Genomic DNA, 19,800 nt, shown 5'->3' with positions numbered 1-19,800 from the left:
GATGCAGGAGCAAGAAAATTTCAAACAACTGGATATGCGTTACGAGGAAGCAGAGCTTCGGTCGAAACGTAAAAATCCATCTTGGATTGACCGGGCATGGACGTTCTTCTCGTCCGTCAAAGTTGGACTCTGGTTAATTGGTTTGATCATCATCGCGAGTGGAGTCGGAACGATTTTCCCGCAAGAGATGTATATTCCACAGGCGACACCACCGGAAGAGTTTTATCAAAAAGAGTATGGCACAGCAGGTGATATCTACTACACGTTAGGATTCCACAATCTCTTTGAATCTTGGTGGTATATCGGACTGATTACACTCTTACTCTTATCAATCATCATTGTTTCAATCGACCGCTTCTTCCCGCTCTATCGAGCATTGAAGAAACAGCCGGTCATCCAGTCGGACCGTTTCATGAACGGTCAGCGATTTGGCGCGGAAGCGACTGGAGATGTCAAAACAATTGATGCGATTGCACCATTGCTTGAGAAAAAAGGGTACAAGGTACGTCGACAAGACGGAGCACTCTTAGCTGAAAAACAACGGTTTGGACGTTGGGGTCCATACATCAATCATATTGGTCTCGTACTATTCTTTGGTGGTGCAATGTTACGAATCGTTCCAGGCATGCATGAAGATGAGCTGCTCTGGTTGCGAGAAGGAGAGACATTACCAATCGAAGCAACAGACAACACATATTACTTGAAAAACGAAGCGTTCAACATCGAGTTCTACGACCCTGAAAAGGTCGATGCGAAGTTTAAGAAATCACTTGAAGCAGCGGGCGGAAACGTGCCGAAAAACTATGACACGAAGATGACGCTGTATAAAAAAGTCGGGGAGACATCTAATTTCAAACCGAAACTCGAAGAAGTCAAAACGGGTGAGACAGCAGTCAACAAACCGTTTGAATTTGATGATTTCCAAGTCTTCCAAGAGCAATATGCAGCAGATCCGGAATTCAAGACGATGTCATTTAACATCGTCAACCAAAAGACGGATAAAGTCGTCGATACGATCAAAGTCGACTTACGTGAACCAAAAGAGACATATGCGTTAAAAGATGGTTATGAAGTCGAACTGAAAGATTTCCTTCCTGACTTCGTTGTCAAGGATGGACAACCGACGACGAACTCGGGACGTCCGGTTAATCCGGCATTCGTCTTCAGTATTAAATCACCAGAACATCCAAAAGGTGAACGTAGCTTGATTGGGATTAAACTGAACGTCGGTGGAGATGAGAACCAGTACAAGATGGCATTTGCTGGTACGGAACTCTCGAACATCTCAGGTGTCCGAATCAAGAAGGACTTGACGCTCCCGTTCTTATTTGCGGGTGGCATGATCTTTATGGTCGGTCTCTTAATTGGTATGTACTGGCCGCACCGTCGTCTCTGGTTACGAGAGAAAAATGGTCGCATTCAGATTGCTGGATTTACGAACAAAAATGCATTAGGGCTTCAAAAAGAAGCCAATCTCGCGCTGACGGAAGTTGGTCTACCAGAACTTGAGGACCGACAAAAGTTGCGGGAAGAGGGGGAAGCTAAATGAACATGCTTCAGTTGAGCAGTAATCTGCTCCTAACGTCATTCATCGTCTACCTCGTCAGTACAGGATTTTTTGCTGTGGCGACGAGTGGTAAAAAAGGACCGACACGTTCTGGTAAGATCGCTTATACGCTAGCGATCATTGGCTTCCTGGCACAGCTTGGATATTTCTTTACACGCTGGGCAGGAGCTGGACATGTTCCGGTCTCGAACTTATATGAATACACGACATTCTTTGGCATGATGATGGTTCTAGGGTTCTTGATCGTCTATGCAATTTACAAAAACAATGTCCTCGGCTTAATTGCAATGCCAGTTGCATTGCTCGTCATCGCCTATGCGTCGATGTTCCCGGATGAAGTCCAACCATTGATTCCGGCACTTCAAAGTGTCTGGCTCAAAATCCACGTTACGACAGCTGCACTCGGTGAAGGAATCCTTGCCGTCAGTTTCGCGACAGGATTGTTGTACTTGATTCACGCAACGGATTTCAGCAAAGAATCGAAAACACGGACGTGGCTTGAAGTCGTTATGTTCTCACTCGCTTGTGTCGTCGGTTATATCTTAGTCGGTCTGTTGTTCAAAGCGACGGGATCGGCTTCGACGATTGAATACGTGGCGAAAAATGGTGCAACGATGACGCACGACTATACGATGCCTGTCTTGACAGGTCCTGAAGGTGGAAAAGTACTATCGGGTTCAGGTGCCGTCATCGAATTACCGAACTTCTTGAACGCGAACAAAGTCAATACGGTTCTATGGTCAATCATTGGTGGTGTTGTCTTATACGTCCTGCTTCGTTTCGTCATCTTACGGAAACGTCTTGCTGAGAGCTTAAAGCCGATTGCACGTAAAATTGACCTTGAAACAGCAGATGAGATTAGCTACCGTTCGATTGCAATCGGTCTTCCGATTTTCATTCTTGGCGGTCTGATCTTCGCGATGATTTGGGCTCAAATGGCATGGAGTCGTTATTGGGGCTGGGACCCGAAAGAGGTTTGGGCACTCATCACGATGCTCTTCTATGTATTCTATCTCCATATGCGCATCCAGCGTGGTTGGATTGGTAAAAAATCAGCGTGGTTATGTGTCGGTGGATTTGCCGTCATCATGTTCAACCTCGTTTTCGTTAACCTTGTCGTAGCAGGATTACACTCTTACGCATAAGAAAAAGAAAGCAGCGGCTCTGAAAACGGTCCGCTGCTTTTTCGTATTTGCTTCATCAATATGCCTCTTTTCGGAGAAATCAGCCAGAGCAAGCCATTCTTTTCGTTTCATAGTATACTAAAAGAGTAGTAGGATAGAGGAGTAGAGTTTAGTTCATAGGAGGAGACAGCATGTCAGAAGAAGCACGTATTTTAGTCGTCGACGATGAAGAACGGATTCGTCGCCTGTTGAAGATGTATCTGGAGCGGGAAAATTTCACGATCGAGGAAGCAGACAATGGAGAGACGGCGCTTGAAATGGCGCTTGAGACAGAATACGATGTCATTCTCCTCGACTTGATGATGCCAAAGATGGACGGGATGCAAGTTTGTGAAGAACTGCGGAAAACAAAAGCAACGCCTGTCGTTATGTTGACGGCAAAAGGCGAAGAGACGAACCGTGTTCACGGGTTTGAGATGGGGGCAGATGATTATATCGTCAAACCATTCAGTCCACGTGAAGTCGTTTTGCGCGTCAAAGCGATCCTTCGTCGAGCAAGTGCGACGAAATTCCTCCATACGGATGCGAAGACAAAAGATGTCATCGTCTTCCCGCACTTAACAATTGATAATGATGCACACCGCGTGACGGTCGAGTCCCAAGAAGTCAACTTAACACCAAAGGAATACGAACTGCTGTATTTCTTGGCGAAACAGACGGATAAGGTATTCTCGCGCGAACAACTACTCAAGGAAGTCTGGAACTATGAATTTTTCGGAGATCTTCGGACGGTCGATACGCACGTCAAACGTCTGCGTGAAAAATTGAATCGTTTGTCACCGAACGCTGCTCAAATGATCACGACGGTCTGGGGTGTCGGATATAAGTTCGAGAATAGTCCATCCTGACGATGAAATGGTTGCAAAGTGTTGTCATCAAATTATGGGGAACGATTTTGTTACTCGTTTCAGTCGTCTTGATCGCCTTGACGATCTTGTTGCTTGAATTTTTCAACTCGTTTCATATCGAGCAAGAGCGAGGGCACCTCGCAAAGCTTGGGCAACAAGTCGAGACCGTCTTTCAAGCGCACTCCGGAATCGAGGAAGGATCGAGTACCGCTGTTGAAATCACCGATATTTACGGCGCGACACTGATCGCGAAGACCCAAGACGATTCTGTCGAAGCAAACATCTCACAAGCGAAAGCCAACCGGATCATCAAGGAACTTGAACGGCAGAACTGGAAAGCAATTGATGGTGAAGAGGGCGAGACGGCCATCGGGAACTATGAGACTTTTGATGGAAAGGCGGCACTCGCGTACCGGGCACCGCTCATTACGGATAGTGGCAATGGAACGATCTACCTGATCGAACAATTGACGAACATCGAACAAGCGAATGAAGGCGCACGTCAAATTATTCAACTCTGTGTTCTATTAGCGATCATTGGGACGACAGTCTTCGCCTTCTTCCTCTCGACACGGATCACGGCACCACTGCGGACGATTCGACAAGCTGTCGTTGAGGCGGGTGAGGGGAAATTCGATCAAAGTCTGACGCAGCGATCACGCGATGAGATTGGTGACTTGGCACTTGCTTTTAACGAGATGAGTAGCCAACTCAATCAATACGTCACGGATCTTGATAAGGAACGGCATTTACTTTCCTCGATTCTGCGCTGTATGGCAGACGGGGTGTTGACGTTCTCGAAATCAGGTGAGCTCCTCGCGACGAATCCACCGGCAGAGGCATTCCTTGCAGGTTCTCCGGTTCCAGACGAACTGATCGAACTATTCCAGACGGTCATGCAGGAAGAGACGGAGATGACGGTATCCTTCGAGCGTGAAGGACGCTTTTACATCATCATCGTCAGTCCGTTGCTTGAACAAGAAGAACAAATCGGAGCAGTCGCAGTCTTACGTGATATGACGGAAGCACAACAACTCGAAAAGATGCGTGCCGATTTCGTTGCGAATGTCAGTCATGAATTGCGGACGCCACTTGTCATGTTGCAAGGGTATTCGGAAGCGATTGTCGACGGAATGACCGAGAGTGATGAGGCGACGAAGGAATTCGCTTCGATCATTTACGATGAATCACAACGGCTGTCACGTCTTGTCAATGATTTACTCGATCTTGCGCGGATGGAAGCGGGATATCAAGAGTTACGGATTGAAGCCGTTGAAGCTGTCTCTTTCGCACAGCGAGTCATCAAGAAATTCAAACAGATGGGACGAGACAAGCAGGTTACGTTCTCTGTTGCTGGTCCGAACGTTGAGTTTGACGCCGATCCGGATCAGATGGAACAAGTCATGACGAATCTTCTCGGTAACGCCCTTCGTTATACGGAGAACGGTGAAATCAAGATTAAGATTGACGAAGATAGGGAAAACATTACATTATCCGTCATTGATTCGGGTGACGGGATTCCGGAAGAAGACTTACCATTTGTCTTTGATCGTTTCTATAAGGCGGACAAGGCGCGGACGCGCGGAAAGACCGGTACAGGAATCGGTTTAGCGATCGTTGCGAACGTCGTCCGTGCTCACGGCGGAGAAGTCGAAGTCGACAGCCGCTTAGGAGAAGGAGCGACTTTCCGAATCCGATTACCAAAAAAACAAAGGAAGCGAACATTATGAGTCGCTTCCTTTCGCTATAGGAGTGAATGAAAAATGAAAATTTACACGAAATCTGGCGATGAAGGAGAAACATCTCTCGTTGGTGGAAGGGTCAAAAAAAATGATCGTTTGATCAGTTTGATGGGAGAACTCGACGAATTGAATAGCTTCGTCGGACTTGCTCGGACGAAAGCATCATCGATCGAGGTGCGAGAGCAATTGACGGTCATTCAACATGCCTTATTCGACTGTGGTAGTGATTTGATGTATGTCGAACCACGACCATCACGATTAAGCCAAGAAGCGACAGTCGATTTAGAAAGTTGGATCGACAGTTTGACAGAGTTATCGCCACCACTCGATAAATTCATCTTACCAGGCGGAACGGAAGCAGCTGCAACGTTGCATGTGGCACGGACGGTCTGTCGTCGCGTCGAACGTTCGATGATCGACGTTCCTCAGGCGGCACACTTATTGCCGTTCATCAACCGACTCAGTGATTTCTTCTTTACAGCAGCCCGCTATGAAAATGCGGTTAAACAAAAAGCAGATATTGAATACGTCCGCAGTGCGCATGTGTTCAAACGAAAGGATGGAGAGTAATGAGCCAGTCATTTAGCACATGGAAAAAAGAAGGAACGAGCTTCCACCTCGTTCCGACCGATAAATTCAAGACAACGACGATCCTTGTCACGTTTTCAGCACCGCTCGAAGCGAAGACATTAACAAGCCGTGCGATTTTACCGTACATCATGGAAAAATCGACAGCTGCTTATCCGTCGATGAAAGCGTTACGTGAACCACTTGAAACACTATATGATGCCGGTCTTTATGCGGACGCATCGAAGTTCGGAGAAGAGCACGTCATTTCATTCCAACTTGATGTCGTACGGGGAGAGCTCGTCCATCATCCGTCGTTATTAAAAGAAGCACTCGAGTTGTTAGAGCAGATGGTGCTTTATCCGGACTTGACGGAAGGTGGCTTCCGCGAACAGTTCGTCAAACAAGAAAAGCGACTCCATGCGTTACGGATCAGTTCACTGTATGACGATAAGATGCGCTACGCCCAACAGCGTCTTCTCGAATTGATGGCGCCAGGTGAAGCCGTATCACTGCCATCTCTTGGAACACTCGAAGAGCTAGAGCGCATCACCCCATCATCTTTGCGTGATACATACCGTTCGATGATTGAGGATGATCGGATTGATGTCTTCGTCGTCGGACAGGTGACGCAAGACGAAATGGAAGATGCGCTATCTTTCTTGCCGTCGCACTCGGAAAAAATCAGTCATTATATTCCTGCACAAAAAACAGTCAATGGCGTGAAACGATCAAGTGAAACGCAACCGATCAAACAAGGCAAATTACATCTCGGGTATCGAGTAGCGGTCGATCCAACATCTGCCGATTCAATCCGTATGCAAATCGTTAACGGTCTGTTCGGTGGTTTCCCGCACTCGAAGTTGTTCATGAATGTCCGTGAAAAAGAGAGTCTCGCCTATTACGCCGCTTCACGTTATGCGGCATTGAATAGTGCACTCTACGTCTATGCCGGGGTCGACACGAAAGAAGCGGAACGTGCTGAAAAAATCATCTTAGAGCAACTTGTTGATTTGAAGGCAGGACAGTTCACGGATGAAGAATTGACACAAACGAAAGCAATGTTAATTAATGCGCGTCGTCAAATCCTTGATCAACCAGGCCAGTTGATTGGTTGGTTGAATGGTTCGAAGATGCGTGGACTGACACTTGAAGATGAGATCCAGATCATCGAGACGGCGACGCGTGAAGACGTCGTTCGATTGGCAGCGGCAATCGATCTTGATGCCGTATATCTATTGCGAGGTGAAGCATGATGGAACAACTGACTTATCACGATACAGACGAAACGGTATATCACGAGCAGCTCGATAACGGGCTGTCCGTCTACTTGTTGCAAAAAAAAGGCTACGAAAAGACGTATGCGACGTTTACGACCCGTTATGGTTCAATTGATCAGCGATTCAAAAAAGGAGAAGAATGGGTCACGGTACCGGATGGAATCGCCCATTTCCTTGAGCATAAAATGTTCGAATCAGAAAAAGGAGACGTCTTCCAAGAGTTCGGTCGCCTCGGTGCCTCAGCAAACGCCTTTACATCGTTCTCACGGACAGCGTATCTATTCTCAGCGACGTCATTGATCGAACAAAATCTTGAGACGTTGATTGATTTCGTACAAGATCCGTACTTCACGCCGGAAAGCGTTGAGAAAGAGAAGGGAATTATTACGCAGGAAATCCAGATGTATCAAGATAATCCAGGCTGGCGTTTGTTCTTTGGTTTGATTGAATCGATGTATGCATCGCATCCAGTCCGGATTGATATCGCGGGAACACCGGAATCAATCAATCAAATCACAGCCGATGATCTCTACACATGCTACCGTACGTTCTATCATCCATCGAACATGGTGTTGTTCGTCGTCGGAAACATCGACCCGGAAGAGACACTTGCATTGATCAAAGCGAATCAAGCAAAGAAAGACTACACGGATCGTCCAGCAATCGAGCGAGATTATGGTCAAGAACCGCATGGGGTGCATCGTCCACGTTTTGAACTTGAACTCGACGTCAAGACACCTAAAGTATTGATTGGCTATAAAGACGAATCACTTCGCGGTGAAGCACAAGTCCGCCGGGAGTTGACGAGTGAATTGCTATTGCACTTGCTGTTCGATCAGACATCATCGACCTATTTAGAGCTGTATGAAGATGGGCTGATTGATGATACATTCAGCTTTGATTACTCGAGTGAAGAAGAGTTTGCATTTGCAACGTTCGGGATGGAGACGGAAGATCCAAATAAATTCATTAACGCCTATGAGACACTTCTTCAAACACGTCCTGACTTTACGGAAGACGAAGTCACACGTAAGCGGAACATGATGCAAGGGAAATTCCTCCGCGCCTTGAATTCGCCAGAGTTCATCGCGAACCAGTTCTCGCGTCACGCGCTTGCTGGTACGAATCTATTCACGCTTCCGACAATGATTGCGTCGATTACGAAAGAAGAGATTGAAGCCCGTTTCGACGAGTTGTTCGCCATTGAAAATCGAGCGATTTCCATCGTCAAACCGTACGCGTGATGCGAATCCTCATTACTGGTGCGAGTGGCGCCATTGGTCTTGCGGCAGCGAAACAACTCGCTGTCGCCGGACATGATTTGGTGCTTCAGACGTATCGACAGCAAGCGGTTTTGGAACGGATGATAGAGGAGTGGCCGGGGGAACATCGAATTTTAGTTGCGAACTTAGCAGATGAAAATGACTTGCAGGCATTCTGTACGATGTTACCCGTCGTTGATGCTTTCGTCCATTGTGCTGGTACGAGTTACAGTGGTTTGTTACTTGATCAATCGGCAACGTCGATGCAGGAGCTTTGGAAAATCCATGTCGATGCCTTGATGCGGATCAGCCAAACGGTGACACGGACGAAACCTTTCACGTCGCAGCTAGCGATCGTCGTCATCAGTAGTGTGTTAGGCGAACAAGGTGTCGCGGGTGAAGTTGCCTATTCAACCTGTAAGGCGGCACAACTTGGATTCGTCAAAGCATACAGTAAGGAACTTGGACCGATGCATGGACGTATCAATGCGATCACACCGGGATGGATCGATACCCCGATGAACGCAATTTTTTCTGATGAAGAAAAGGTAGAGGCGATCGCCGAAATTCCTGCCGGACGATTTGGCAAAGCGGAGGAAGTTGCTTCTGCAATCCATTACTTAGTGCAACCAGAATCGAGTTATGTGTCGGGAGCCATCCTCAAAATAGATGGTGCATGGATGTAAGCATTGGAATTTCAGTTCAGGAATGCTTTTCATTTTTCAAAAAATCATTTAACATGAGGAATGGATAATCGTATCGATAGAGGAGGATGGGCGCGTGAGTGAGTTCGAGCAATGGTATCTCGAATATGAATTAAAGGTCAACCGTCCCGGTATACTCGGGGACATTGCTTCGTTGATGGGAATGTTGCATATTTCGATTGTGACGATCAATGGTGTCGATCATCAACGACGTGGTATGTTACTGCAAACGAAACAACCGGATCAAATTCCACGACTCGCCGCTATTCTCAAGACGATGTCAACCATCGATGTCATCAAACTACGAAAACCAAAACTCCGTGATCGGATCGCGATTCGACACGGTCGTTATATCGATCAAAGTAGTGATGAACGAAAGACGTTCCGATTCGTTCGAGAAGACTTAGGGATTCTCGTCGATTTCATGGCAGAGCTGTGCAAACAGGATGGTCACTTGTTAATTGGTGTCCGTGGTATGCCGCGCGTAGGGAAGACCGAATCAATCGTCGCAGCAAGCGTCAGTGCGAATAAGAAATGGCTGTTCCTTTCATCGACGTTAATCAAACAGACGGTTCGAACATCGTTGTTCGACGACGAGCGGACCGGTGATTATGTCTATATCATCGATGCGTTAGTATCGCAACGAAATTTCGATGAACGGCACTGGCAAATTCTGCGCGAAGTTATGCGACTACCGGCGACGAAGATCGTCGAGCATCCGGACGCTTTCGTTAAATCAAGTGAGTATACGTGGGATGATTTTGATTACATCATTGAATTACGCAACACGACTGAAGAAATCATTGTGACTGAACTGCCTCGTTCCCATGGTGGAAATGATTGGTTCAACTTTGAATAAGTATGAAAAATGGAAGGTGTGTTACCGATGACCGAGCTCGGAACCTACTTAAAAGAACAACGGGAGGCACTTGGTGTCTCTCTCGAACAAATTCAAACGACGACGAAGATTCAAAAGCGTTACATCGTCGCGATTGAAGAAGGCAATTACGATCAATTACCGGGTGCGTTCTATGCCCGGGCCTTCATCAAGACATATGCGGAAGCACTCGGTCTTGACGTTGATGAAGTGTTTACGACCTACAAGCGTGACCTTCCGGAACCGGAAGCGCAGCCGGTCGTCGAACTATCTAGACGAGCAACGTATTCGAAATCTAGTGCTCCTAAAAAAAGTGTTGCGAAACGTTGGATTCCGAACATCATCATTATCGTGCTGATCTTTGCAATCGGTGCTGCTCTGTATTATGGTTTGCAGACGTTCCTCGACGGTAACGAAGAGGCGAAAACGTCCGAGCCGAAGCAAAATGATGTGACGATTGATCAAGGAGACGCACCGAGTAAAGAAACGGATGCGCCTGCGAAGACTGAGGAAGAGCCAAAGGAAGAACCGGCGAAGCAGGAAGAAACAAAAGAAGAACCTAAAAAAGAGGCACTCGCTGTGAAGTCGACATCTGGTCAAGATGTCACGTATGAAGTCGCGACGAAGGATACGATGAATGTCTCGATTCAAATCAAGAAGAACGCATCTCCATCCCCATTCGTTGGTGTACGTGATACATCACTTGAAGGAAAAGCACTTGCGCCAGATCACATCAACGCTTCGGATCCAAATCCGATCGTCGTGAAGGACGCGAAGACGGACTTGATCCGGATCCGGATCGGTTCGATTAAAGGGATTGATAAAATTGTCGTCAATGACCAAGAACTAAAACTGAACCGTTCGCTTCTCGTCCAAAACATCTATTTGAAGAAAGTTGACACGCCGTAATTCGGCGTGCCTTCTTTTAGATGACATGATCATCTACATATGAAATGAAGGAGGAGGGCGTTACATGAACTTACCGAATCAATTGACAGTATTACGCGTTTTATTAATTCCCGTGTTCGTCATCGTACTTGCGATTGATCCGAACTGGGGACAGTGGGACGTGTTGGGAGCTGAACTTCCTGTCTCACACTTCGTTGCTGCTATTATCTTTTTGATTGCGTCTTTAACGGACTGGCTTGATGGCTATATCGCTCGTAAACAAAAATTAGTAACGAACTTTGGAAAATTCATGGATCCACTAGCGGATAAGATGTTGGTCGCTGCTGCGCTCGTCTATCTTGTAGAACTTGGATTCGTTGCAGCATGGATCGTCGTCATCATTCTCTGTCGAGAGTTTGCTGTCACAGGTCTTCGTCTCGTCGCTTCTGACGAGGGAATCGTTCTTGCTGCCGGAAACTCTGGGAAAGCAAAGACATGGGTCCAGTTAACATCGATCACAGCCTACTTGTTACATGATATTATCTTTGCAATGTGGAATATTCCATTTGCAGATATTACGATGTGGCTTGCTCTGATCCTGACGATCTACTCAGGTGTTGAATATTTCTCGAAAAACATTAAGTTAATTACAAAATCCATGTAAGTTGGATCAATTTAGACTGTTCGTCATACCGAACAGTCTTTTCTTATACTTCAAGAAGGTGAGGCATCAACATGAAAGCAGAAATCATCGCAGTCGGAAGCGAACTCCTCCTTGGAGAAATCGCGAATACAAATGCACAGTATCTTTCCGAATGGTTAGCCAGTGCTGGGATTGACGTTCATTACCATACAGTCGTCGGTGACAATCGCGAGCGGATGCAAGAAACATTCCGTCAAGCACAACAACGAGCGGATCTTCTCGTTATCACAGGAGGTCTTGGACCGACTGAGGACGATTTGACGAAGGAAGTACTCGCCGATCTCCTTGGTCGCGATCTCGTTTTGGATCAAGCAGCGTACGAGCGGATCGAAGGATTCTTAAAAACGCGCCAACGGGAGATGACGACCAACGAACGAAAACAAGCGTTAGTCATCGATGGTGCAACGGTTTTGCGCAATGATGCTGGGCTCGCTCCCGGTATGTCAGTGCAGACCGAACACCATCAATACATCGTCTTACCAGGTGTACCACGCGAGATGAAGCAAATCTTAAAAGATCATTTCGGTCATCTTTTCGGTCAAGAGACGATTCGTTCGCGAACACTCCGTTTCTTTGGAATCGGCGAGTCCGCTTTAAATGACAGGCTCGAAACGTTAATCAAAGAAGCGACGAATCCATCGGTCGCACCTTATGCTGAACTCGCTGAAGTTCGGTTGCGTCTAACAGCCAAGGCACTCGATCAACAAGAAGCTGATCGTATGCTCGACGAACTCGAACAACATGTCCTCGCTGAAGTCGGCATGCACTTTTATGGATATGGCGAGACGAGTTTGCCGGAAGTCGTTTTGAAACGGTATCAAGAAGCTGGATTGACACTGTCGCTTGCTGAGTCACTGACAGGAGGAGCCGTTGCAAGTGGTCTCGTCGATGTGAGCGGTGCGAGTCAAGTGTTGCGCGGGAGCGCTGTCGTCTATGATGACTCTGCGAAGCAAGCCGTACTATCAGTATCGGAAGAACTTCTAAAAGAACATACGGCAGTCAGTAAAGAGGTAGCGATTGCGATGGCAGAAGGAGCACGAAGCCTTTATCAATCTGATATTGCCATCGCCTTGACAGGGGAAGCGGGTCCGACAAGTAATAGCGGGAAAGAAGTTGGAACGGTCTATTGTGCTGTTGCAGATACAAACGGAACACGAATCGTCGAATGGCAATATCCGTCGTTCGATCGAGGAATGATTCGCTTGCGTGCTGTTAAAGATACCTATTTCCTTCTACTGAAACATCTCGAAAAAGCACCAAAGTGATAAAAATGGTCAAAGTGCAAGTATGCGAATAAATGTTCGTAAAATGCTTGTCATTCGGTCTCAAAAGAAGTACAATAATCTCAGTAAGATAATTAGAAGGAGGCCTGCTACGTGAGTGATCGTAAAGCAGCACTTGAGATGGCATTACGCCAGATAGAGAAACAGTTCGGTAAAGGTTCCATCATGAAACTCGGAGAAAATGCGGATCAGAAGGTATCAGTAATCTCTTCTGGATCGATTACATTAGACATTGCCCTAGGTGCAGGTGGATATCCACGTGGACGGGTCATCGAAGTATACGGACCTGAATCGTCAGGTAAAACGACGGTTGCGCTTCACGCAATCGCAGAAGTTCAAAAACAAGGTGGACAAGCAGCTTTCATCGATGCAGAGCACGCGCTTGATCCAGCATATGCAAATAAACTCGGTGTCAACATCGATGAGCTCCTCTTGTCACAACCCGATACAGGGGAACAAGCACTTGAAATCGCGGAAGCACTCGTTCGTTCTGGTGCGGTCGATGTTCTCGTCGTCGACTCTGTTGCGGCACTCGTACCAAAAGCTGAAATCGAAGGTGAGATGGGTGATTCACATGTGGGTCTTCAAGCTCGTTTAATGAGTCAGGCGCTCCGGAAATTGTCCGGTGCAACGAATAAGTCGAAGACAATCGTTATCTTCATCAACCAAATCCGTGAAAAAATCGGTGTCATGTTCGGTAACCCGGAAACAACTCCTGGTGGTCGTGCGTTGAAGTTCTACTCATCTGTTCGTCTAGAAGTACGTCGTGCGGAAGCGTTGAAGAACGGTACGGACATCGTCGGTAACAAAACGAAGATTAAGGTCGTCAAAAATAAGATTGCACCTCCGTTCAAACAAGCGGAAGTTGACATCATGTATGGTCTCGGGATTTCAAAAGTCGGTGAGTTAATCGATATCGGAACAGACCTTGATATCGTTCAAAAGAGTGGTGCATGGTATTCGTATAACTCAGAACGTCTTGGTCAAGGACGTGAGAATGCGAAACAATACATGGTCGAGCATCCGGAAGTCGCAGCAGAGGTCGAACGCTTGATTCGTGAACATCATGGTCTCGTTGATCGCGCAGAGCCGGTTGATTTCGAAGCGGAACAACCAGAAGATTTATTTGCTGAATAAGCTGTTTGAGAGAGGATTCGTATGCGAATCCTCTCTTTTTTAGTGTAAAAGAGGAAAACAGTGGAATTCTTTCCCGTCCGTTCGTTGACAATGAACGAGTGCTATCCTTACAATATAGATGTACGTTTTTTAGACAGCTTCGATGAAATACCGAAATGAACTAAGAAACACCTTGCAAAGGGGAGGTGAACCCATGAGTACACTGACTTGGATTGTCATACTTCTCCTCACTTTGCTGATCGCATTCATCGTAGGCTACTTCTTGCGAAAATCGATTGCAGAAGCGAAAATTCAAGGCGCAGAAACGGAAGCGAACAAAATCGTTGAACGTGCGCGTGAATCAGCTGAGGCAACGAAAAAAGAAGCAGTACTCGAAGCGAAAGATGAAGCATTCAAACTTCGTAACGAAGTGGAAAAAGAATTGCGTGAACGTCGCCAAGAGCTAGCGAAACAAGAAGCCCGGTTGCTCCAGAAAGAAGAGACACTCGATCGCCGTGTTGACGCTATCGACCGTAAGGAAGATCAAATCAATACACGTGATGCAGAGATCGCGAAACGGAAGCATCAAGCTGAAGAACTAGAGCGCAAAGTAGAGGACCTGTATGAACAGGGACGTCAAGAGCTTGTCCGCGTCGCGAATTTATCGCAAGACGAGGCAAGAACGATCATCATGGATGAGACGAAACAGGCTGCTTTACATGACGCAGCCATTCTTCAAAAAGAAATCGAACAAAAAGCAAAAGAAGAAGCCGACAAGAAAGCACGTAACATCTTGTCACTTGCGATTCAACGGTTCGCCGCTGAACATATCGCAGAGACGACTGTATCGGTCGTCAACTTACCGAACGATGAGATGAAAGGTCGGATCATCGGACGGGAAGGCCGCAACATCCGTACGCTCGAGACCTTGACTGGGATCGACTTGATCATCGATGATACGCCTGAAGCCGTCATTTTGTCTGGTTTTGACCCAATTCGACGCGAAGTCGCTAAAATGGCGCTCGAGAAATTGGTTCAAGATGGTCGGATTCACCCGGCCCGTATTGAAGAGATGGTCGACAAGTCCCGTCGTGAAGTCGACGAGCGGATTCGAGAAATTGGGGAAGAAGCGACGTATGATGTCGGGATTCACGGCATTCATCCGGACCTTGTCAAAATTCTCGGTCGCTTGAAGTACCGTACGAGTTACGGACAGAACGTCCTGTATCACTCACTTGAGGTTGCCCACCTTGCGGGTATGATGGCAGCTGAACTTGGAGAAGATGTCACGCTTGCGAAGCGTGCGGGTCTTCTACATGATATCGGGAAAGCGATCGACCACGAAGTCGAAGGCAGTCACGTTGAAATTGGTGTCGAGCTCGGTACGAAGTACAAAGAGCATCCGACTGTCATCAACGCGATTGCATCCCACCACGGGGATACGGAAGCGACATCTGTCATTTCCGTCTTGGTTGCAGCAGCGGATGCCTTATCTGCCGCTCGTCCAGGTGCACGTCAAGAGACACTCGAAAGTTATATCCGCCGTCTCGAACGTCTCGAGGAAATCTCGGAATCGTTCGACGGTGTCGAAAAATCATTTGCGATCCAAGCGGGTCGTGAAGTCCGTATCATCGTTCGACCTGATGTCGTCGATGATGTACTGGCTCACAAGATGGCGAGTGACATCCGGAAAAAAATCGAAGAAGAACTCGATTATCCGGGACATATCAAGGTCACGGTCATTCGGGAAACACGAGCAGTCGAATACGCGAAATAAGTGGAGTGGCGGGCGACCGCCACTTTTTTTAATGAACGGAGGAACAACAAATGAAGATTTTATTCATCGGAGACGTCGTCGGTGCACCCGGTCGACATATCCTTCAACAATTCACAGCACGCTTGAAAGCAAAATATAACCCGAACGTCATGATTGTCAACGGCGAAAACGCTGCACATGGACGCGGGATCACGAAGTCGATCTATCATCAATTCCTCGAACTCGGATTCCACGGCATCACGATGGGGAACCATACGTTTGATAATCGTGACATCTTTGACTGGATTGACGACGCAGATCGGATTGTCCGTCCTGCAAACTATCCAGAAGGAACTCCAGGACGCGGGATGATGATCGTCAAGGCAGGCAATAAAAAGATTGCCGTCATCAACGTGCAAGGAACCGTCTTCTTACCACCGCTCGGAGACCCGTTCCGAACGGTCGATGCATTGATTGCGGAAGTCGAAGGAAAAGTTGATGCGATCTTCGTCGATGTTCATGCGGAAGCAACGAGTGAGAAAATCGCGATGGGCTATCACCTCGACGGTCGAGTACAAGCCGTCGTTGGCACACATACGCACGTCCAAACAGCAGATGAACGTGTCCTTGACGGAGGAACGGCTTATATCACGGATGTCGGGATGACAGGTCCATTGAATGGTGTCCTCGGTATGCGCCAAGAAGATGTCTTACGAAAATTTAAAACACAGCTCCCAACACGGTTTGAAGTTGCCGAAGGACGGGAACAACTTAATGGAGTCTTGATTCATATCGATGACACAACGAAAAAAGCAACGAAGATTGAACGGATTCATCTGACGGATCAGTCAGTATTCTTCGACTGATTGCCACTTCTGGATGGGGAGGTACACGCATGGACGTCCTGAAAGTATCAGCTAAGTCGAATCCAAACGCGGTAGCAGGTGCACTCGCGGGTGTCATTCGAGAGAGAGGTTCCGTCGAGATTCAGGCCATTGGTGCGGGAGCACTCAATCAGTCTGTCAAAGCCGTCGCCATCGCACGTGGATTCGTGGCTCCTTCTGGCATTGACTTGATTTGTATCCCAGCCTTCACAGACATTTTAATTGATGGAGAAGAGAGAACCGCCATCAAACTGATCATTGAACCACGATGACGAATTGGACATAGGTCCTATTTGCAAGTAGACCATTTACTCGACTGGAGTAGATGGTCTTTTTGCTGCGTCTGCGAATTTTTCTTACCTTTCCATCGAGGGAGCATTGTACTACTTCCGGTAAATCGGTATCATGAGGGAGGATAGAGAGAACTATCATTTCAGGGGACAGAGAAGGAGCGAACGTCGATGTATAATCAGTTATCATGGAAAGTTGGCGGTCAGCAAGGAGAAGGGATCGAATCAACAGGCGAAATCTTTGCGATTGCCTTGAATCGACTCGGCTATTACTTATATGGCTACCGTCACTTTTCGTCACGTATCAAGGGAGGGCATACGAATAACAAGATTCGTGTCGCCACACAGGAAGTCCGAACGATTTCCGATGATCTCGATATTTTGGTCGCGTTCGATCAAGAGACGATCGACGTCAACTTCCATGAGTTACGTCAAGGAGCCATCATCATCGCAGATGCGAAATTCAATCCGACGAATCCAGATGAAGCACGTGCCTCATTGTATGCGATCCCATTTACGGAAATCGCGGCTGATCTCGGTACGGCTTTAATGAAGAACATGGTCGCAATCGGTGCATCAAGTGCGATTCTCGGGATTGCACCGGAGCGTTTCCAAGCCGTCGTCGAACAGATTTTCGGACGAAAAGGTCCAGAAATGGTCGAGAAAAACTTAGCGGCGATTCGCGAAGGCGCAGCGGCATTTGAAGCTCTTGCAGGAGATGGTGAGCGATTCGTCTTAGATCCAGCAGACGGGAAACAGCGGATGTTCATGATCGGAAACGATGCGATTGCTCTTGGTGCAATTGCTGGTGGAGCACGTTTGATGGCGGCTTACCCAATCACACCATCATCTGAAATCATGGAATACTTAATTAAGAAATTACCGCAGTTCGGCGGAACCGTCGTCCAGACAGAAGACGAACTAGCAGCGGTGACGATGGCAATCGGTGCCAACTATGCGGGTGTCCGTGCCTTGACAGCATCTGCTGGTCCAGGACTATCGCTGATGGCGGAAGCAATCGGCTTATCTGGAATGACAGAAACACCGCTCGTCATCGTCGATACACAACGGGGTGGTCCGTCAACAGGTCTACCAACGAAACAAGAGCAGTCGGACTTGATGGCGATGATCTACAGCACGCACGGAGAGATTCCAAAAGTCGTTCTTGCGCCGTCAACAGTTGAAGAAGCGTTCTACGATGCAGCAGAAGCCTTCAACATCGCGGAAGAATATCAGTGCCCCGTCATTCTATTGACGGATTTGATGTTGTCGTTAGGTAAACAATCCGTCGAACCGCCGGATATGTCACGGGTTGAGATTCGTCGTGGAAAATTGATTCAAGAGGACTTGCCGGAGCTTGAAGGAAAAGCGTACTTCAAACGCTACGAAGTGACAGAAGATGGGGTTAGTCCACGTGTCATTCCTGGTATGAAGCACGGAATCCATCACGTGACAGGTGTCGAGCACAATGAGGAAGGGCGTCCGTCAGAAGCGACAAAGAACCGTGTCGATCAGATGACGAAACGACTCCGTAAGCTGAATACGTTCCGTCTACCCAATGCTGTTCTCGTAACGGAGCATCACGAAGACCCGGATATCTTATTCGTCGGTTTCAACTCGACGCGTGGAACGATCGAAGAAATCATGCCACGTCTCGAAGCACAAGGGTTAAAGGTTGATCACTTGCACATCCGTCAAGTCCATCCATTCCCAAGCGAACTCGTCACGCCACATTTAGAACGAGCAAAACGTGTCATCGTCGTCGAGTACAACGCAACGGGACAACTGGCGAAACTGATCCAGATGAACTGTGGATATGCACCGAAGATCGAGCATATCCTGAAATTCAATGGCGATCCGTTCTACCCAGCAGAGGTCGTCGAGCAGGTCGTAGGAGGGGTATATCATGGCAACCTTTAAAGATTTTAGAAATGATGTTAAACCAAACTGGTGTCCGGGATGTGGGGACTTCTCGATTCAAGCAGCGATTCAGCGTGCTGTCGCGAACGTCGGTCTCGAACCAGAAGAGTTAGCACTGATTTCCGGGATTGGCTGTTCTGGTCGGATTTCTGGTTATATCAATACGTATGGCTTCCATGGCGTTCATGGACGTTCCCTACCAATCGCCCAAGGTGTCAAGATGGCGAACCGTGAATTGACGGTCATCGCGTCAGGTGGCGATGGGGATGGCTTCGCGATCGGAATGGGACATACGATCCATGCCTTTAAGCGAAATGTCGACATGACGTATATCGTCATGGACAATCAGATTTACGGCTTGACTAAGGGTCAGACGTCACCAACTTCTGCACCAGGATTTAAGACGAAGTCGACACCAAAAGGATCAATCGAAAAAAGTGTTTCACCGGTTGAACTTGCTTTGACAGCAGGCGCGACATTCGTTGCCCAAAGCTTTTCGAATGACTTAAAAGGATTGACGCAATTGATCGAGCAAGCAACAGCACATAAAGGATTTGCGTTCATCAACGTCTTCAGTCCATGTGTCACATTTAACAAGGTTAATACGTACGATTGGTTCAAACAAAATTTGACGAAGTTGTCCGATATCGAAGGATATGATCCGTCGAATTTGGATCTTGCGAAACAGACGGTTCATGCACATGACGGACTCGTCATGGGACTGATCTATCAGGATGAGACACGTCCTGATTACCAGTCACAAATCGACGGCTATCAAGAATCTGGTCTCGCCTATGCGGATCTTGAGTTAAATGAAGAAACATTCGGTAAACTGGCAGCAGAATTCATGTAAGATAGAGGAAAGATGTGTTTGGTTTTTTGGGGATGCTAAACATTTGGAAGTTCACAACATATAAATAAATGTGAAC

The 19,800-nt window shown here is 47.3% G+C and carries 18 protein-coding genes; all 18 read left to right on the top strand.

Features of this window, described 5'->3' with window-relative positions; all coding sequences use genetic code 11:
* Position 1 precedes the first annotated feature (1 nt).
* The 18 genes from resB (at position 2) to ACV3PA_RS13305 (ending at position 19,724) form a co-directional block, all read left to right on the top strand.
* On the top strand, positions 2–1,549 hold the full coding sequence (gene resB, locus ACV3PA_RS13390; protein ID WP_053452896.1) for a cytochrome c biogenesis protein ResB: 1,548 nt from the start codon (positions 2–4) through the stop codon (positions 1,547–1,549).
* Positions 1,546–2,712, top strand: coding sequence for a c-type cytochrome biogenesis protein CcsB (ccsB, locus tag ACV3PA_RS13385; protein ID WP_053452897.1), 1,167 nt, complete (start codon positions 1,546–1,548; stop codon positions 2,710–2,712). The genes resB and ccsB overlap by 4 nt, the downstream gene beginning before the upstream one ends.
* A 170-nt stretch (positions 2,713–2,882) precedes the next feature.
* On the top strand, positions 2,883–3,599 hold the full coding sequence (locus ACV3PA_RS13380; RefSeq protein ID WP_053452898.1) for a response regulator transcription factor: 717 nt from the start codon (positions 2,883–2,885) through the stop codon (positions 3,597–3,599).
* Positions 3,600–3,601: 2 nt separating this feature from the next.
* Positions 3,602–5,329 (top strand): ATP-binding protein, encoded by a 1,728-nt coding sequence (locus tag ACV3PA_RS13375; protein WP_053452899.1) that lies wholly within the window; start codon positions 3,602–3,604, stop codon positions 5,327–5,329.
* A 33-nt stretch (positions 5,330–5,362) separates the two neighbouring features.
* Positions 5,363–5,911, top strand: coding sequence for a cob(I)yrinic acid a,c-diamide adenosyltransferase (locus ACV3PA_RS13370; RefSeq protein ID WP_053452900.1), 549 nt, complete (start codon positions 5,363–5,365; stop codon positions 5,909–5,911).
* Complete coding sequence (gene yfmF / locus ACV3PA_RS13365; RefSeq protein ID WP_053452901.1) at positions 5,911–7,164, top strand: EF-P 5-aminopentanol modification-associated protein YfmF; 1,254 nt, start codon at positions 5,911–5,913, stop codon at positions 7,162–7,164. The genes ACV3PA_RS13370 and yfmF overlap by 1 nt, the downstream gene beginning before the upstream one ends.
* A complete protein-coding gene (yfmH, locus tag ACV3PA_RS13360; RefSeq protein WP_235504847.1) occupies positions 7,161–8,432 on the top strand; it encodes an EF-P 5-aminopentanol modification-associated protein YfmH in 1,272 nt (423 codons plus the stop codon). Before yfmF ends, yfmH begins: the two co-directional genes overlap by 4 nt.
* Positions 8,432–9,136: an elongation factor P 5-aminopentanone reductase gene (gene ymfI, locus ACV3PA_RS13355; protein ID WP_053452903.1), complete on the top strand. Its 705-nt coding sequence runs from the start codon at positions 8,432–8,434 to the stop codon at positions 9,134–9,136. Before yfmH ends, ymfI begins: the two co-directional genes overlap by 1 nt.
* A 94-nt stretch (positions 9,137–9,230) precedes the next feature.
* Positions 9,231–10,013, top strand: a complete 783-nt coding sequence (locus ACV3PA_RS13350) for a DUF3388 domain-containing protein (protein WP_053452904.1) — start codon at positions 9,231–9,233, stop codon at positions 10,011–10,013.
* 27 nt (positions 10,014–10,040) lie between these two features.
* Positions 10,041–10,940, top strand: a complete 900-nt coding sequence (locus ACV3PA_RS13345) for a helix-turn-helix domain-containing protein (RefSeq protein WP_053454502.1) — start codon at positions 10,041–10,043, stop codon at positions 10,938–10,940.
* A gap of 64 nt (positions 10,941–11,004) precedes the next feature.
* Positions 11,005–11,583, top strand: a complete 579-nt coding sequence (gene pgsA / locus ACV3PA_RS13340) for a CDP-diacylglycerol--glycerol-3-phosphate 3-phosphatidyltransferase (RefSeq protein WP_053452905.1) — start codon at positions 11,005–11,007, stop codon at positions 11,581–11,583.
* 71 nt (positions 11,584–11,654) lie between these two features.
* Positions 11,655–12,887, top strand: a complete 1,233-nt coding sequence (locus ACV3PA_RS13335) for a competence/damage-inducible protein A (protein WP_456125054.1) — start codon at positions 11,655–11,657, stop codon at positions 12,885–12,887.
* Positions 12,888–12,998: 111 nt separating this feature from the next.
* Positions 12,999–14,042, top strand: coding sequence for a recombinase RecA (gene recA / locus ACV3PA_RS13330; protein WP_053452907.1), 1,044 nt, complete (start codon positions 12,999–13,001; stop codon positions 14,040–14,042).
* 193 nt (positions 14,043–14,235) lie between these two features.
* Positions 14,236–15,798: a ribonuclease Y gene (gene rny / locus ACV3PA_RS13325; RefSeq protein WP_023467703.1), complete on the top strand. Its 1,563-nt coding sequence runs from the start codon at positions 14,236–14,238 to the stop codon at positions 15,796–15,798.
* Between the two features lie 50 nt (positions 15,799–15,848).
* Positions 15,849–16,643: a TIGR00282 family metallophosphoesterase gene (locus ACV3PA_RS13320; protein WP_053452908.1), complete on the top strand. Its 795-nt coding sequence runs from the start codon at positions 15,849–15,851 to the stop codon at positions 16,641–16,643.
* A 29-nt stretch (positions 16,644–16,672) separates the two neighbouring features.
* Entirely contained in the window at positions 16,673–16,933 is a 261-nt protein-coding gene (locus tag ACV3PA_RS13315) for a stage V sporulation protein S (RefSeq protein WP_023467705.1), read from the top strand.
* Between the two features lie 189 nt (positions 16,934–17,122).
* A complete protein-coding gene (locus tag ACV3PA_RS13310) occupies positions 17,123–18,871 on the top strand; it encodes a 2-oxoacid:acceptor oxidoreductase subunit alpha (RefSeq protein WP_456125053.1) in 1,749 nt (582 codons plus the stop codon).
* Positions 18,858–19,724, top strand: coding sequence for a 2-oxoacid:ferredoxin oxidoreductase subunit beta (locus ACV3PA_RS13305; protein ID WP_023467707.1), 867 nt, complete (start codon positions 18,858–18,860; stop codon positions 19,722–19,724). Before ACV3PA_RS13310 ends, ACV3PA_RS13305 begins: the two co-directional genes overlap by 14 nt.
* The last annotated feature ends 76 nt before the right edge of the window (positions 19,725–19,800 follow it).

This window comes from Exiguobacterium sp. EA-TM-5 (assembly GCF_053878415.1).
The sequence above is the reverse complement of the archived record's forward strand: the minus strand, read 5'-3'. Positions and strand labels throughout refer to the sequence as shown.

Bases quoted from the DNA above. Each gene is read 5' to 3' on its own strand.
- ccsB (WP_053452897.1), top strand. From the start codon at position 1,546: ATGAACATGCTTCAGTTGAGCAGTAATCTGCTCCTAACGTCATTCATC.
- ACV3PA_RS13335 (WP_456125054.1), top strand. From the start codon at position 11,655: ATGAAAGCAGAAATCATCGCAGTCGGAAGCGAACTCCTCCTTGGAGAA.
- yfmF (WP_053452901.1), top strand. From the start codon at position 5,911: ATGAGCCAGTCATTTAGCACATGGAAAAAAGAAGGAACGAGCTTCCAC.
- resB (WP_053452896.1), top strand. From the start codon at position 2: ATGCAGGAGCAAGAAAATTTCAAACAACTGGATATGCGTTACGAGGAA.
- ACV3PA_RS13380 (WP_053452898.1), top strand. From the start codon at position 2,883: ATGTCAGAAGAAGCACGTATTTTAGTCGTCGACGATGAAGAACGGATT.
- pgsA (WP_053452905.1), top strand. From the start codon at position 11,005: ATGAACTTACCGAATCAATTGACAGTATTACGCGTTTTATTAATTCCC.
- ACV3PA_RS13310 (WP_456125053.1), top strand. From the start codon at position 17,123: ATGTATAATCAGTTATCATGGAAAGTTGGCGGTCAGCAAGGAGAAGGG.
- rny (WP_023467703.1), top strand. From the start codon at position 14,236: ATGAGTACACTGACTTGGATTGTCATACTTCTCCTCACTTTGCTGATC.
- ACV3PA_RS13315 (WP_023467705.1), top strand. From the start codon at position 16,673: ATGGACGTCCTGAAAGTATCAGCTAAGTCGAATCCAAACGCGGTAGCA.
- ACV3PA_RS13370 (WP_053452900.1), top strand. From the start codon at position 5,363: ATGAAAATTTACACGAAATCTGGCGATGAAGGAGAAACATCTCTCGTT.
- ACV3PA_RS13320 (WP_053452908.1), top strand. From the start codon at position 15,849: ATGAAGATTTTATTCATCGGAGACGTCGTCGGTGCACCCGGTCGACAT.
- ymfI (WP_053452903.1), top strand. From the start codon at position 8,432: ATGCGAATCCTCATTACTGGTGCGAGTGGCGCCATTGGTCTTGCGGCA.
- ACV3PA_RS13305 (WP_023467707.1), top strand. From the start codon at position 18,858: ATGGCAACCTTTAAAGATTTTAGAAATGATGTTAAACCAAACTGGTGT.
- yfmH (WP_235504847.1), top strand. From the start codon at position 7,161: ATGATGGAACAACTGACTTATCACGATACAGACGAAACGGTATATCAC.
- ACV3PA_RS13345 (WP_053454502.1), top strand. From the start codon at position 10,041: ATGACCGAGCTCGGAACCTACTTAAAAGAACAACGGGAGGCACTTGGT.
- ACV3PA_RS13375 (WP_053452899.1), top strand. From the start codon at position 3,602: ATGAAATGGTTGCAAAGTGTTGTCATCAAATTATGGGGAACGATTTTG.